Genomic DNA, 14,870 nt, shown 5'->3' with positions numbered 1-14,870 from the left:
GGAGGAGCTGCCGGAGCGACGACCCTCGATTCCTTACAGGACAGGATAAATACCTTGGATATGCGGATCGATTATCTCCATCCTACCGTTGAAGGGGATATTTTGGCCAAGGCAAAGATCGTTAAAAGTGGTAAGGCGACCGCCGTAGTGGACGTGGAACTTTTCCAGAGTGAACAAAAGGATCCAGTGGCTTTGGCAAGATGTATCTATAGCATACATAGAAACGGCTCCTAGGCTTTAGGTGATAAAGAATTATGTATAAAATAAGAGGAATCTTAAAAAACATTATAGGACATCCTGAAATTTCTTCCCATTAAATATGTATCCGTTTATGATCAAAAAATTTTTAAGCATTTACCTTTTATGCCTTGTTTGCGTAGTCAATGCCCAAGAGATAAAACAGCTTAGCCTAAAGGAGGCTGTTACCTACGCACTTGAGAACAAGGCCGATGCACAAAAATCGAAGTTGGCCATTGAAAATAGTGAGTACCAAATCCAGGAAGTTCGTTCGCGGGCATTGCCTCAGATTACAGGAAATGGTAGTTTGGTCTATAACCCTATTCTACAGACCAATGTGATCGATGGAAGTTCATTTGGGCAACCGGGCACCATTATACAGGCAACTTTGGGCCAAAAATGGAATTCGATCTTCGGTGTTTCGTTGAGCCAGACCATATTTGACCAATCGGTTTTCACAGGTTTAAAAGCCGCAAAAACTACCCGTGAGTTTTATCAGATCAATAATCGCTTGACGCAAGAGCAGGTAATAGAAAAGGTAGCCAATAGTTACTATCAAGTATATCTACAACGTTTAAACCTTCAGGTACTCGATAGTACATTGGCAAACACGATCAAGGCAAAAAATATCATTGAAGGCCAGTTTCAAAATGGGCTGGCCAAGAAAATCGATCTGGACAGGATCATTGTAAAAATTTCAAATCTCGAGACCCAACGGCTCCAGATAATCAATGCACTGCAGCTTCAAGAAAATACCCTGAAATTTTTTATGGGTATGCCCATAACCGCCCAAATCGAGATTCCGGAAATCGAGTTCGAATTCACACCAAGCGAAGTATTTTCATCCCCTGATATCGAGAATCGAACGGAGTATCTGCTTCTCAAAAAACAAGAACAATTGTTGTCCTACCAAAAAATGGCTGTCAAGGCGGAATTTTATCCAACGCTTTCCCTGACAGGTGGGTACAATTATCTTGGCCAAGGCCCGGATCTTCCATGGTTCAAAAAGCCGGAGGACAATGTATATTGGTCCGATTTTTCATCGATAGGATTGAATTTGAAAATTCCCATTTTCTCGGGGTTTGGAACGCGTTCCAAAGTACAGCAGGCCGATATCGATCTACAGATTTTACAAGAGGATATAAAGGATACCGAATTGGCCTTGGATCTTGATTACGAAAATGCCCGAACCCAAATAAACAATAGTGTTGCGACCATCTACAATCAAAACGAAAATGTCAGGTTGGCACAGGCAGTTTTGGACAATACCAGAAACAATTACGTCCAAGGTTTGGCTCCGCTAACGGATCTATTGGATGCGGAAAACACCTTGACCGAGGCTAGGAACAACTTTAACACCGCGATTTTACAATACAAACTGGCAGAAATTCTGTTGTTGAAGGCCAAAGGGGAATTAAGGACATTAACAAATTAATAAGCACGATGAAAAAGAACATAATATACATACTTGTAATTGTAGTGGCATTGGCCCTGATCGCCTTTACCTTAATGAACAATAAACAGGAAAATCAAGCAAAGACGGATATCGTTGCACAAAAAAATGCTAGCGTCGCCGTAAAAGTAGATACGGTAAAGACGGAAGCCAGTTCCCTCAATTTTACCGCCAATGGCAACTTTGAGCCCTTTAAAGAACTGGATTTTTCTGCGGAAAAGCCAGGTAGGGTCGTTAGGGTATTGGTAGATGAGGGCGATCATATTAGGGTGGGCCAGACTTTGGCAATTGTGAGAAGTGAGCAGGTATCGGCAGAACTGCACGCGGCCGAAGCGGCCTATCAGAATGCGTCGACAAATTTCAAACGTTTTGAAAATGCCCTAAAAACCGGTGGAGTGACCGAACAACAAATGGATCAGGCCAAGTTGACCTTGGTTACTGCACAATCGAGACTGGAACAAGCGAAGGTAAATGCAGGGGATGTCAACATAAAAGCTACGATAAAAGGCGTTGTGAACAAACGTTATATCGAACCGGGTTCTGTTCTGGGAGCGGCAACACCAATGTTCGACATTGTCGATGTCTCGAAACTGAAACTTAGGGTTTCGGTCAACGAGTCCCAAGTGGCCAGTTTAAAAGTGGGCGACCCGGTAAATGTGAAAGCCAGTGTTTTACCTGACAGGACATTCTCGGGGAAAATCACGTTTATAGCACCGAAATCGGATAGTAGTTTGAATTTTCCGGTGGAAATCGAGATATCGAACAATCCGGACAACGCCTTGAAGGCGGGTATGTACGGAACGGCAACGTTTACTTCGTCGGACCGGGAAAGCGAAAAGATACTGGTAGCCCCTAGAAATGCTTTCTTGGGAAGTGTAAGCAGTAACCAGGTTTTTGTCGCTGAAGACGGAGTTGCAAAACTGACCGACGTAACGGCCGGAAGAATATTCGGTGATAAAGTCGAAATATTGGATGGTCTGGACAGCAATGAACTCGTAGTAGTTACCGGGCAGATCAATCTACAGAACGGCTCCAAGATAGACATCATCGACTAGAACCGGACAATAACCTCAAACATTTTATTCCATACTATGAAATTAGCTGAAATTTCCATAAAAAGGCCTTCATTGGTCATTGTGCTGTTTACCATACTTACCCTCGGGGGCCTGTTCAGTTATAACCAACTGGGATATGAATTGATACCCAAATTCGACCGAAATATTATAACCGTCGCCACTATTTATCCCGGTGCCTCGCCCAGCGAGATCGAAAATACCGTGACAAAAAAAATAGAGGATGCGGTTGCCTCTCTGGAGAACATAAAAAAAATAGAATCCCGTTCTTATGAAAGTCTTTCCACGGTTGCGATTACCTTGACGGATGGTGCCAATGTTGATTTTTCCCTGAACGATGCACAACGGAAAATCAACGCCATTATCAGTGATCTGCCCGAGGATGCCAAAACACCTTCCTTAAGCAAATTTTCATTGAGCGACCTTCCAATTATGACAATCGGTGCCAATGGCACGATGGATGAAATTAAGTTTTACGACCTGATCGATAAAAAAATTGCCCCTTTGCTCTCCCGGGTCAATGGTGTGGCACAGATAAATTTGATAGGGGGGCAAGAAAGGGAGATACAGATAAATTTAGACGCCGACCGACTACAGGGATATGACCTTTCCATACCCCAGGTCCAACAGACCATCCTGGCTTCGAATTTGGATTTCCCCACAGGAAATATTCAGACCCGGCAGCAAAAAATATTGATCCGGCTGGCCGGAAAATATAAAAGCGTTGAAGAGCTGCGTAATCTAGTGGTCACAGATCAAGATGGCGTCCAAGTGAGGCTCAGTGATATTGCGGATGTTCAGGACAGTCAAAAAACACCTGAAAAAATTGCAAGGGTAGATCAAAAAAGTGCCATCCTATTGCAGGTAATCAAGCAGTCCGATGCCAATGCAGTGGCCGTAAGCGAAGATATTATAAAACGGATAGCACAACTCGAGACCGATTATAAAGCCATAAACCTCAAGCTCAATGTGGCCAATGACAGTAGTGTTTTTACCTTGGAGGCGGCCGATTCGGTAATCCATGACCTATTGATCGCTGTGTTATTGGTAGCGATTGTAATGCTCTTCTTCTTGCACAGTGTAAGAAACTCGCTAATTGTAATGGTGTCCATACCCGCCTCGTTGATTGCGACATTTATAGGATTTTTGTTGTTGGATTATACCTTGAACCTAATGAGTTTGTTGGGATTGTCTTTGGTCGTAGGCATCTTGGTGGACGATGCCATCGTTGTTCTCGAAAACATCTACCGACATATGGAAATGGGCAAAAACCGTGTCCGCGCGGCCTATGACGGTACCGCTGAAATAGGGGGCACGGTAACATCGATAACGTTGGTAATCGTGGTCGTCTTTTTTCCGATCGCCATGAGCAGCGGTCTGGTGTCCAAAATCATCACGCAATTTTGTGTGACCATCATAATTTCGACGCTGTTGTCCCTATTGGCATCGTTTACCATTATTCCATGGTTATCGTCCCGTTTTGGAAAATTGGAGCATATCACAGGTAAAAACCTGTTCGGTAGGCTTATCATTAAATTCGAAACACAATTAAAACGTTTCACGAATTGGATCTCCGGTTTATTGACCTGGTGCTTGGATTACTATAAAACAACTTTGTCTGTCGTTTTAGTTATATTCTTTGCTTCGATTGCCTTGGTAGGGGCTGGATTTATTGGGGGCGAATTCTTTGCCGCATCGGATAGGGGCGAGTTTTTGGTGCAGATAGAACTACCGAAAGATGCCTCATTGGAACAAAGTAATTTTATGGCCCAAAAAGCAGAGGCCTTTTTGAATACCCAAGAAGAGGTCAAGAGCCTTATCACTACCGTAGGCCAGACCAGCGAGGGCTTAGGTGCTTCACAGGCTACCGCTTACAAGGCGGAAATCAACGTTCAAATGGTAGATGAAAAGGAACGCGTTGACGATTCTTATGTGTTTGCGGCCAAAACAAAACGTCGTTTAGAGAAAATATTGGTAGGCGCCAAGGTGAAGACCGTACCTATAAGCCTTTTGGGAGTGGCGGAGGAAGCCCCGTTGGCCTTGGTCGTGACCGGGCCTAGTTTGGATAGTGCCATGGTCTTTGCCAGAAAGGCCGAGGCGGAACTATATAAAATTCCCGGGGCCACGGAAATCGAATTGTCCGTAGAAACGGGAAATCCTGAAATCAATGTTCAGGTAGATCGGGATAAGATGACCTCCCTAGGCTTATCGTTACAAACCGTAGGATTGACAATGCAGACCGCATTTAACGGGAATACCGATGGCAAATTCAGGGCAGGAGAATATGAATATGATATTAACATACGCTACAATAGTTTTGATAGAAAAAGTATTGCCGATGTGGGGGATTTAATCCTTACGAACAATCAGGGGCAAGAAGTAAAACTCTCACAATTCGCCGACATCACGGAAACGTTGGGTCCGAGCCAATTGGAACGCCGGGACAAGACCGCCTCGGTTACCGTAAAAGGGCAGTCCGTTGGCCGGCCGGCCGGTACGGTCGCGGATGAATGGGAGGCTGCCTTTCAAGATGTCGAACGGCCCACTGGGGTAAATTATGTATGGGGTGGGGATAAAGAAAGGCAGTCGGAAGGGTTTGGAACACTGGGAATTGCTATGTTGGCGGCGATCATATTGGTCTATTTGGTAATGGTTGCCCTGTACGACAGTTTTGTGCACCCCTTCGTAGTTCTTTTTTCCATTCCGTTATCGTTCATCGGAGCTTTGCTGGCATTGGCGTTAACGAACAATTCCCTGAACATCTTTACCATTCTTGGTATAATTATGCTGATGGGGCTGGTATGTAAAAACGCCATCATCCTAGTTGACTTTGCCAATGAACGCGTGCGGTCAGGGGAAACGGTCAGGAACGCTTTGATACAGGCCAACCACGCTCGTCTCCGCCCAATTCTGATGACCACCATTGCCATGGTTTTCGGCATGCTTCCCATTGCGTTGGCCTCAGGCCCGGGATCGGGATGGAAAAACGGTCTTGCATGGGTTATCATAGGGGGATTGATAAGTTCGCTTTTTCTGACCTTGATAATAGTACCGGTAATATATAATTTAATGGAAAAATTAGTGCACAAGTTTACCCAGGGAGCAAAAACTGATTATGAGGAGCTTATGGTGGCCGATTACGAGCATAAAAAATTGGTAGATGGCTTTAACCCGGACCACACACTCTGATATGCTGGCCGTGTCCGGCGGTTGAGCTTTATCGACATTTAAAATGCTATGCCATAGCGGTTCTTGGCAACCTGCTAGGCAGTTTTGTATCGAAGTTCGTGATTATAATTATTTCTTTTTTATTGCATCATAGCTGTTGTATCATCATTTGTTATGTGGTGGAATTATGGCATTAAATCTTTCCTAATAAATTGTTTACTTCCTCACCAACAATTAATGTCAAGGAATCATATTCAATTTCATTTATGGTCTTATTAATCTCGATTTTGGACGTCGAATTATTAAAGGGAGTCAAATAATACTGTTGAAGATTTTGCAGCAAGAAAAGACCATAGCCCCAAAAAGCAGAAAAAATAATAGACCAAAATCCTAAATATGGAGCAGTACTTAACGTTATGATTACTATAAAAAAACAGATGCCTATAGTGGCCATTTTATAATTAGTATTACGGAATCCTTTATTGACCATAAATTCACAATCACCAATACAATGGATAAACTTCATTCCTAGATTTTGGAGATTCACATAAGCTTGTTCAGGTACGTAAGCTTTTTTATTTAAGTTCTTTAGTTCTTCGGATTGAAGTTTCAAAATTTGAAATGGTACATTACTTGCCCGCTTTACAACATTAAACTCCTTCTTATCTAGATATCCTTCAAAATCTTTAGAAGTGTTTTGTATCGCGAATTCCTTCATTGAAATGAGGAAAGCCAGATGTCTGTAAATAATTCTTCTTTGGATTTCCAAAAGTTTTTCTGAAGCAAGTTGGTTGTTATCAAACGTGTTATTTGCAATTTGAAAGAAAAAGATCTTCGTTAATCCGATAATTTCCTTCCGTAAGCTTTGAGCTTCGTGCCATTCAAGAAATGCTTTTTTTAAGAAGATACCGAAATATAGGTAGAGCAATATTCCAAAAAAAATCGGAATAATTATTGGAAAAACCACAAATGTTTTGCTATAAAAACTTGTAAAAAATAATGGAATGGAAGCCACTGCAAAAGACCAAAATATATACCTCCAAGAAAGTCCGAATCGTTTAAAAAATTGATAATAACTTTTCATGACCTTTGATATGATTTTAGCCTCCCAATTTTTTTGTTGAACTTCAAATCCAGTTGTTCGGTAAACGGATTGGACACCTCATATTCCATTTCCCACTCCGTGCTGACAGGCATCAATTTTGATTTACACTCCTTTACTTATCTTTTAATAGATGTGGTTGAAGAATGCCCGTATTGGCAGGCGAGGACAGTATCTTGTTCTTCAGTTTCTCTATCTTCATGAAATAAAGATAATTATAATAGCTATTTTAAACCAGAACCAAGATGCATTACTTTATGCCGCATATTTTCGGAATAATACTGCATTTCGCTTTCTTATCGGTACTTTATTTTTTAGAAAGAACGGTTCTGTCCATTCTTTCAATAGTATTACTTACAATAAATGGCATGGTATTTTACACAAACTCAATTGGGATTTACAATGAGTGGTAACAGCTGTAAATTAATTTTACGAAATTGAAAACAAAGGTACCGATTTGCTGACTGGTGGAGAATATGGTCTTGAAGCCGGAATATTGGAGCTTATTGGGTTCGTTGTTATGTTTTTGCAATCACTGGCCTATTTGAAACTTATCAAAGGAAAGAAATTATAGCAATCACTGTCATGTTGATTTAATTTAACAGACATCTCTTGTCTTAGTGGAGACTATAAAGTCAATTTCAAGAAAGCACGCCAAAAGCACGCCGTCAAATAAAAAAGGTAGCTACATATTAATGTAACTACCTGATTTTGAAGCTCCCCCTCTTGGGCTCGAACCAAGGACCCTCTGATTAACAGTCGATACGATAAGATTAGGAACGTCATTGTTCAATTACCTTATTAGTTCTAGTGAACATGCCCATCAATTCACATTCAACAAATAAATGCAAAAAAAATCACTTCACATGATTGTGATTTTTACTATTCTTCCTCCAGATTATATAATTTCAGCATTTGTTGTACCTATGTCGTACCCAAAACAAAAAAAGCCGACTCCTAAAAGTCGGCTTTCCCTTTGTATGGGCGGAGAGACTCGAACTCTCACACCTTTCGGCACTAGATCCTAAGACTGTGATAAATATTGTTTGTTTTTAAAAATTAATTACAGCATCTAATGCGTCATCGGCTTCCTTGTGAATGAAGTTTGCCTGATATCCAATTGTGGTTTTGAGATCACTATGGCGATATAACTTTTGTAACATATGGGGGTTAATAGAATCCCCGGCGATATTCCCAAAACTGTGACGGGCAATATGGTTCGATAAGTTTTTTTCTATACTGCACTTCTTTGCAATTCGTTTTAGATATTTATCAAACAAACTACTTGCGTTTCTGATTTTTACGAACTTGTCATATTCACTTTTTGGATTTGCATTATCCAAAAACGGAAAGATATACTTTGAAGATTTACGCCTTTTTATATATAAATCAATAATGCTCTTCGCTTTCTCGGGTATCTTCAGACTAATGGGTTTTTCGTTCTTGTTCATTGTGTAGAACAAACGCCCATCCTTAAAATCCGACCATCTCATTTCTAAAACGTCCGATATTCTGATTCCAGCAAAGTAAAAAGAAAATAGCCAAACGTTGCGCGTATGCCATATACTTGTTTGCTCTTCCAATTTCAAATCTTCTACCTTTAATACTTCTTCTCTTGTCAATCCGATTTTATGACCAGATGTAATTTTAATTTTTTCCTTTTCTCCAGCAAACGGATAATGTTTTCTATTCACCTCGCCATTTATGATGACTTGATTGAAGAGAGTTCGAATAAAAATCAATTGGTTTGTAACCGTACGTGTTTTTTGACCTAGGTATGCTGCACAAAAAGATTTGTACTTATTTAAAAAAGCTGTGTCTATTTCCTCAAATGAAAGTGTTTTCTTCTTGGCAAAGGTTTTAATGTCATCAACCATAGAATGTTCAGGTTTGCGCCCTTTAACCATTCGTATTTTGCGACGTTCTTTTATCTGCTCAATTACAGTTTCCATTGGCGCATTAGCGTTTAAGTTCAAAAACTCCTCTATATTACATAAGATAGACAGTTCTGATTTAGCTACTGAAAATGTTCCTGCTTTATACTTTCGCTCAATGCGTTCCGCCGCAGCTTCAAAAAACGAAACCCTATTTCCTTTACGCTTTATCTTATTGGTTATTTGTTTTGTTGATAGACTTTCATCGCTTGTCTCCGCATCGAGTAGGCTTGCATGGGCTTCACTCAACTTTTTTTGAAGTAAATTATTTAATCTCTTAGAATTCGGATGCGACTTCCTTACACATCGTTCTGTAGCATTCCAATCTTTTTCAAGAATATAATTCCCGGTAAAAATATAGCTTGGTTTGCGATTTTTAATTACGCGAACGGCAACAGGAACTGTACCATCTTTTTTTTGTTTATGCTTGACAAGCACTATCTTTACTGATGCCATGGATTTTATCTATACTCAAAGATATGGGAAATTTGTCAAAAAAGGGTAAAACATAGGTAAAACATTTACTGCTTTTGAATGGATTTTTATGGTTTGACGTGAAATAAAAACCCCTATAAACACTAGGTTTTATCACATTTAAGACCATATTGAACCAATGCCCACAAGGCTCATAACCCGAAGGTCACTGGTTCGAGTCCAGTCCCCGCTACTAGAGCAGGCAAGGCCTCCGAGAAATCGGGGGCCTTTCTTTTTTAACATGGGTACAGAATAGGTACAGAATCCAAACTTTTTTATTTTGACACAAAAAATTTGATGTTTTTTGGTGCATTATGAATTTGAGGACAAGAAATCAAAGACAATAACCTTGGTGAAATTGGAAAAAAACGCAGTTCTATCTAGGGGAAGCCTACACCGCACAAGAACGAGAACTTACCAGGGTTTATAATGAAGTAACACGTTTTGACCATTAAAGTAAAAAGGTTATCAATTTTTGATAAATCGAATTTATGAATGTCGTCATATCATTACAAGTTGATTCGTACCCCTCTTTTTTCTCATAATAAAACATTTGGAGTATGAAGCTGATTACGGAATTAAATGATAAAAGAGGTCAAATAACAATGTATCGCAGTGAAAAGGACAACTTATTTTATGTTGTCCCCAATGGCTGTATAAGCAAACGGCTTTTACAGCAATTCTTAAAGGAATTGAAAATTGCTAATGAACAACAAATCATTGGGACTATGCACCACGTTGTTGATACAACAAAAGTTGTATTTGCAAATCCTTTAAACCCATTCTATCTGCAAGCCATTAAGAAATTACCTGATATAGGTTGGTACATTGTTATTGTTCCAAATCCACTATTACGAATTCTAGTTTATTTCACCAAGTGGATCAACAATCCTGATTTTGTTTTCAAATCAATGGACGAATGTAAAGCATTTCTCAAAAAACAGGATAGCGTAAAATAATATAAAACTCATTATTGCAGAATATCAATAATCGTAGAACTAGAAACAATTATTTGGACGTGGTATAATTATCAACTGTTGGTCGTAACCCGTTAGTAAAGTATGGTATAAGCGTGTTACCTCAACAACAGTATTCTCTGAAACGGCATATATCTTCCAATGAATCTAAACTGAAGTAATTATATTTTATAAATGTCATTTTTAGCAATAATGATTTGTGAAGTATTTAAGGATTTTTTTGCGTATTATTTGTTTAGTTTCAGCCCTTTCAACTTTCGATTGAAATGGATAACATATGTGGCGGTAAAGCCAAAATTGAGATTGGGGTTCTTGAAATTGAAGTTATACCCTGTATCCGTGATATAGGCATCCTCTACTATATGTGATGCGTTTGTGAGCATAAACTGGAGCATAACATCCCCCAATTCCCAATTTATCCCGATGCTAAAGGGTCCATAAGTATCTCTTGATGTAATGGGATTGAATACCGCATAATACTCCGAGACAAAGGAAATATGTCCCCCCAATTTATACCTTCCCCCAAAGCCAAGTGCAAAATGATTTTGTGGGTCTTCTCCTGAGAACCGTAACCCTTTGTGCACAAATGTTGGGGCTATTTGAAACGAAAAATCGGAGGTAAACTTTCTTGCAATAAGTGCCTGTGTGGTGAACGACAGCCTATTGGAAAAATCATCATCAAAGTAGGGTCCAAGGGCTTCGCTGTAATAGCTCGCATTCTGAAAAAGAGTGATACTGAACGGGGAACCGCTTTTATCACTTCGTTGTCTTATCAGTTTATATTTTACATACCCATCAAAAAGTCCATCCCAGGTACTTCCTCCCCATCCTGTTGAAAGTCTGTCGCTGATAGCATATTCCAACGCAATACGTGCATTCATTTTATCTGCCCCAAAACTTTGGGAATAGAGACTTGGGGTATTCCAGAACCTGTTGGCCACCGATACTTCCAAAATTCCTTTTTTACGGGTTTCAATAGAATGGCCAAAGGAGATTCTCGTGGCCTTAAAGGTAGCCATGGTATATTGGGGGGTGTCTTTTTGCTCCTTTTCCAAAATTTCCAACAGTTCCTTTTGGGCAAGCACACTATTGGCCACAAGGACTAAAATCAAAAAAAATATAATCTCTTTAATCTTCATACGGCAAACATTCAAATCTAAAATCCACGGAAACAGTTTTGGCTATATTACCAGCTAAAAGGGGCGGTATTTTTATCTCGTAATCCTTTACCACAGCTTCAAAAGTGCCAGATATTATGTAGTTTTCATTTACGTGTTCGATTCTGGCTTTGATTTCCAGTTCCTTGGTTACCCCATGCATGGAAAAATTGCCCTTTACTATCCTCGTCTGATCTTCTTGCTGATTGGCATCAAAGTCCTGTATGGTCCCTTCAAAAGTGGCCTTGGGAAATATATCGGATTCCACATAGCTTTCATTGAAATGTTCCCGCATCAGGGCCTTTTCAAAAATAAAGGCGTTCATCAGCATACTTACCGCTATATCCCCATGCTGTAAATCTACGATTCCCAGTACCTGATTGTTTTCAGCTTTTATATTCTCAACCGATGTATACGAAAAAAAAGCTACGTGCCCCTGTCTGGAAATCACCTTCTGCGCCCTTAATTCATGGCTGAAAATTAGAATACTAATCCAAAGAAAGGTATGCTTAATCATTCGCTTGGCTAAAAGTAACAATGCAGTCCAAAAATACGGCATCCTTGAGATATCCCTTGAAAACACCCTTTATTTTGACAGAATCATTTGGTTTGAATTGTGATACTGTAGTCTTTTGATGGGGCATCATATCACATATAATATAAGGAGGGCTATCATTATTTCCTTTCAACAGCACGGTTATCCTTCCATTCATCAAATTGGTTTCTTTTACCAGTCCCGTTACCTCAACAATTTGTTCGGTTTTTAAGCCATTCATTAATTTTTGGTTTCCATCATTAAAAACAGACAATAAATTTTGTGCTGTGATCTCCACTTCCGCGCTGGTATTCATCACGTTTGTCTTTTTCGTGCCCATTATCCCCCATCCAAATAGCAATGCAACACCAAGTAGTACTGCAAAAACCAGGAATTTTATTTTATTGGGCATCTTGAAATGTTCTATACCAATAAATAAAGATAAAACTAGAAATTAATTAAAAACCAAGACCCCTATATCAGAAGTCTTGGTTTCTTTAGCAAAAGAATTCTCTTTTTCAATCAATTATATTGATAGTTCCTGTCATGGGACTATGAAACTCACAAACATAAAACAAGGTGTCCGGAGCGTCTTCGGGAACTGTAAATACCACTGTGCCGGAGGATGCTCCATTATTTGTCACACCATCATCATAGGTGTCCGAAGTGCCAGTACTTTGTACTGTTTTTATCCAAAATGGATGTCCAGGGGCACTCACATTAAATTCGTATGTATTGCCCCTTTTCAGTGTTAAATCGGGGTTAACGGTATTGCTGAACCCATCTCCATTAAAAGTATATGCGGTCGCCTCCTGATTGGCTACATCATACGAGATTGTGCTTGACTGGGGTTGTGGTGCAGTTTCGGTATCGGAATTGGCAATGGGCCAAATTCCAGCAGATGGGAAACCTACGCCATAGTTATCGCCACGTTCCTCATCCTGTCCAAAATAGTACAGGGGCCAACCCTTATAGGTCAATTGTTGCCTACCAAAAACATCTATTGAGCCAAAATCCCCGGATGCAAAAGCACTTGGTACTTCTGAAAGGGTCTCCTCAAAAATGGGCCATACACCGTTGTTGGAAAAATCTTCGGCCGTAAAATTATTTACTCCGTTTTCATCGTTGGAGAAAAGATATAGGGTATTGCCATAAGCATCGGTCATATAAAACGTCTGTTCATCCCCTGGTTCATAATTGCTGGTCAAATTGGTTTCGACCCCACCGGAATCCCTACCGACCAATTGGGCCCTGACCTTCATTACGGAATAGTCCGGTTTGGCCACATACCAAATTTCGCTGATACCATCGCCATTTACATCGCCTTCCGCACTGTCGCTTGCATAATAATACAGAGGCCATCCCTTATAGGTTGTTTGCATGGCACCATCCGCACGTGTAATTGTACCAAAATCGCTGCTGTCCAAGCCTTCATCCAGCGTTGGACCGGTAACGTGGAATACCGGCCAAGCACTTAGGCAATCCTCTGTACAATTGGACTCACCTTTGCTGTCCAGAGAGAAAAAATACAATGTTCTCCCATCAGCATCCGTGAGAATACTTCCAAACGTTCCGTTATTGACCAACCTTACCATATCGGAATCTCCCGAAGGCGGTGGCGTATCGTCACCTGGTGGTGAATAATCATCCGTTGGATTTCCTCCTGTCGGACCGTCACCGTTGATCCCCTCGTTATCAGAACTTGAGGAACATCCCAAAAAAAGTAACATGACTAGAAAAAAAGTGATTTGCTTTCCCATTTTTATTTTTATTAAGTTGATTAAAATTCAAATAAAACATTAATTAAAACCTTGTCCCAAAAAACCTTGGTGAGGACGAATAATGAAGCATAAAAAGGAATTTTAGCCTTTGAATTTTTTAGCTTTTTAAAAAATCCGAAGCAGGTTAAATCCAAAATAAATATCGGCCTTGCCCCAATCTCCCGTGGCTTGGTTTAAAAATGTATTGATGTTCATTGGTTGTGCATTGGTAAAATGCAATTGAAAAACGTGCCCCCCTGTTTCTATATCCACCCCCACGGACAATGGATTTTTGAACGGTGAGTTTGAAGCCCTGTTCATGTGAACTCCGTAGTCCGCATTCAACGAAACCCGATTGGAGATTTTATACCTTCCTCCAAATCCAATGGCATATTGTGAGTTGTCCTGCTCGTCCAAGGACACCAAATTGTCATGGAAAAAGGTGGGGACGACCTCGAGTGAAAGTTTTTGACTCATTTTTCTAGAGATCAGGGCTTGTACCGCATAGGACAATCTGTGTTCAAACCCAAGCCCTCGTAAATTATCCTTGTCCAAGGCCCCATTTAGTAGAACAGTGTTGAACGACACAATGTTGAAAGGCGACCCGTTTTCACTTTGTCTCACCAATCTGAGTTTTAGGGAACTTTCATAGGTCTTTTCAAATGAACTTCGGGATATCCCTAAATTGATGCCGTCCGTAATTCCGTAGATAAAATTCAACCTGGTCACGGCTTGGTCAAGCCCAAAAAAATCTTCGATGCCTGTTTTAATACTCCCAAATCTATGCGACACCACAAAGTACAACCTGCTTTTAGGCACCATTTTGGTGGTCTCAAAATTGACGATTTTTAGCCCCTTGAAGGCGGCAATTTCATAATCGTTCTGGACCGTGACCGTATCTATTTCCTCCAATAGGTCATCTTGGGCCAAAGCCAAACAGGGTGCAAAGAACAATGCGAGCAGTATTTTTTTCATTTTAAAGAATTGTGGTTTCAGTGGT

General features: G+C 40.3%; 12 protein-coding genes. 5 read left to right on the top strand and 7 right to left on the bottom strand.

Going from position 1 to position 14,870, the window contains the following annotated elements:
* The 4 genes from A7D14_RS13320 to A7D14_RS13305 form a co-directional block, all read left to right on the top strand.
* Positions 1 to 234, top strand: a 234-nt coding sequence (locus A7D14_RS13320) for a PaaI family thioesterase (RefSeq protein ID WP_141673395.1), incomplete at its 5' end; no start/stop codon positions are given.
* Positions 235 to 334: 100 nt separating this feature from the next.
* Positions 335 to 1,672 carry a TolC family protein gene (locus A7D14_RS13315; protein WP_067035487.1) on the top strand — a complete coding sequence of 446 codons (1,338 nt, stop codon included), beginning with the start codon at positions 335 to 337 and terminating at the stop codon, positions 1,670 to 1,672.
* A gap of 8 nt (positions 1,673 to 1,680) precedes the next feature.
* Positions 1,681 to 2,745 carry an efflux RND transporter periplasmic adaptor subunit gene (locus A7D14_RS13310; RefSeq protein ID WP_067035479.1) on the top strand — a complete coding sequence of 355 codons (1,065 nt, stop codon included), beginning with the start codon at positions 1,681 to 1,683 and terminating at the stop codon, positions 2,743 to 2,745.
* Between the two features lie 36 nt (positions 2,746 to 2,781).
* Positions 2,782 to 5,952: an efflux RND transporter permease subunit gene (locus A7D14_RS13305; protein WP_067035476.1), complete on the top strand. Its 3,171-nt coding sequence runs from the start codon at positions 2,782 to 2,784 to the stop codon at positions 5,950 to 5,952.
* A gap of 172 nt (positions 5,953 to 6,124) precedes the next feature.
* Here A7D14_RS13305 and A7D14_RS13300 read toward each other — a convergent pair whose 3' ends face one another.
* Together A7D14_RS13300 and A7D14_RS13290 are read right to left on the bottom strand one after the other, a co-directional pair.
* Positions 6,125 to 7,015 carry a hypothetical protein gene (locus A7D14_RS13300; protein ID WP_067035473.1) on the bottom strand — a complete coding sequence of 297 codons (891 nt, stop codon included), beginning with the start codon at positions 7,013 to 7,015 and terminating at the stop codon, positions 6,125 to 6,127.
* Between the two features lie 1,070 nt (positions 7,016 to 8,085).
* On the bottom strand, positions 8,086 to 9,423 hold the full coding sequence (locus tag A7D14_RS13290; RefSeq protein ID WP_067035468.1) for a tyrosine-type recombinase/integrase: 1,338 nt from the start codon (positions 9,421 to 9,423) through the stop codon (positions 8,086 to 8,088).
* A 578-nt stretch (positions 9,424 to 10,001) separates the two neighbouring features.
* Here A7D14_RS13290 and A7D14_RS13285 point away from each other — a divergent pair.
* Positions 10,002 to 10,400 (top strand): hypothetical protein, encoded by a 399-nt coding sequence (locus A7D14_RS13285; RefSeq protein ID WP_067035466.1) that lies wholly within the window; start codon positions 10,002 to 10,004, stop codon positions 10,398 to 10,400.
* A gap of 245 nt (positions 10,401 to 10,645) precedes the next feature.
* Here A7D14_RS13285 and A7D14_RS13280 read toward each other — a convergent pair whose 3' ends face one another.
* The 5 genes from A7D14_RS13280 to A7D14_RS13260 all read right to left on the bottom strand — a co-directional run bounded on the left by A7D14_RS13280 (position 10,646) and on the right by A7D14_RS13260 (position 14,845).
* Positions 10,646 to 11,530, bottom strand: coding sequence for a DUF5777 family beta-barrel protein (locus tag A7D14_RS13280; RefSeq protein ID WP_255307460.1), 885 nt, complete (start codon positions 11,528 to 11,530; stop codon positions 10,646 to 10,648).
* 16 nt (positions 11,531 to 11,546) lie between these two features.
* A complete protein-coding gene (locus A7D14_RS13275; protein WP_067035460.1) occupies positions 11,547 to 12,092 on the bottom strand; it encodes a YceI family protein in 546 nt (181 codons plus the stop codon).
* Positions 12,085 to 12,522 carry an OB-fold protein gene (locus A7D14_RS13270; protein ID WP_067035458.1) on the bottom strand — a complete coding sequence of 146 codons (438 nt, stop codon included), beginning with the start codon at positions 12,520 to 12,522 and terminating at the stop codon, positions 12,085 to 12,087. Before A7D14_RS13270 ends, A7D14_RS13275 begins: the two co-directional genes overlap by 8 nt.
* Positions 12,523 to 12,628: 106 nt before the next feature.
* On the bottom strand, positions 12,629 to 13,870 hold the full coding sequence (locus A7D14_RS13265) for a hypothetical protein (protein ID WP_067035455.1): 1,242 nt from the start codon (positions 13,868 to 13,870) through the stop codon (positions 12,629 to 12,631).
* 126 nt (positions 13,871 to 13,996) lie between these two features.
* On the bottom strand, positions 13,997 to 14,845 hold the full coding sequence (locus A7D14_RS13260; RefSeq protein WP_067035453.1) for a DUF5777 family beta-barrel protein: 849 nt from the start codon (positions 14,843 to 14,845) through the stop codon (positions 13,997 to 13,999).
* Between the last annotated feature and the right edge of the window lie 25 nt (positions 14,846 to 14,870).

This window comes from Allomuricauda sp. CP2A, assembly GCF_001683915.1.
In the GTDB taxonomy this organism is placed as follows: Bacteria; Bacteroidota; Bacteroidia; order Flavobacteriales; family Flavobacteriaceae; genus Flagellimonas.
Note: the sequence above shows the minus strand (reverse complement) of the source record. Positions and strands in the feature narration are given on the sequence as shown.

Bases quoted from the DNA above. Each gene is read 5' to 3' on its own strand.
- A7D14_RS13310 (WP_067035479.1), top strand. From the start codon at position 1,681: ATGAAAAAGAACATAATATACATACTTGTAATTGTAGTGGCATTGGCC.
- A7D14_RS13305 (WP_067035476.1), top strand. From the start codon at position 2,782: ATGAAATTAGCTGAAATTTCCATAAAAAGGCCTTCATTGGTCATTGTG.
- A7D14_RS13300 (WP_067035473.1), bottom strand. From the start codon at position 7,015: ATGAAAAGTTATTATCAATTTTTTAAACGATTCGGACTTTCTTGGAGG.
- A7D14_RS13290 (WP_067035468.1), bottom strand. From the start codon at position 9,423: ATGGCATCAGTAAAGATAGTGCTTGTCAAGCATAAACAAAAAAAAGAT.
- A7D14_RS13285 (WP_067035466.1), top strand. From the start codon at position 10,002: ATGAAGCTGATTACGGAATTAAATGATAAAAGAGGTCAAATAACAATG.
- A7D14_RS13275 (WP_067035460.1), bottom strand. From the start codon at position 12,092: ATGATTAAGCATACCTTTCTTTGGATTAGTATTCTAATTTTCAGCCAT.
- A7D14_RS13270 (WP_067035458.1), bottom strand. From the start codon at position 12,522: ATGCCCAATAAAATAAAATTCCTGGTTTTTGCAGTACTACTTGGTGTT.
- A7D14_RS13265 (WP_067035455.1), bottom strand. From the start codon at position 13,870: ATGGGAAAGCAAATCACTTTTTTTCTAGTCATGTTACTTTTTTTGGGA.
- A7D14_RS13260 (WP_067035453.1), bottom strand. From the start codon at position 14,845: ATGAAAAAAATACTGCTCGCATTGTTCTTTGCACCCTGTTTGGCTTTG.